Here is a 264-nt window from a genome sequence, read left to right on the forward strand (position 1 = left end):
GCCGAGCCCGCCCTGCGCGATGGGCGCCTCACCGTCGATTTCGAGGATCCCGAGGGCCAGCGCCTCGCCCTGGTCGATGACGGCGGCACCGGCCCGGAGCATCCCTGGGACGCCTCGCCGGTGCCCGCGGCCTACCAGATTCGCGGGCTGGGCCCGATCCGCCTGTCCGTCCCGGACCCGTCCCGGACGGCCGCCGTGCTGACCGATCTGCTCGGCATGCGCCGGGCGCGCAGTTTCGAGACCGGCGACGGTCCGGTCGAGGTC

1 pseudogene is annotated in these 264 nt (G+C 75.4%); it reads left to right on the top strand.

The features are described from left to right. Positions 1-264, top strand: a pseudogene (locus MFF64_RS36965) (ring-cleaving dioxygenase); the annotation flags it as partial.

The sequence above is a fragment of the Methylobacterium frigidaeris genome (genome assembly GCF_022179185.1).
GTDB lineage: Bacteria > Pseudomonadota > Alphaproteobacteria > Rhizobiales > Beijerinckiaceae > Methylobacterium > Methylobacterium frigidaeris.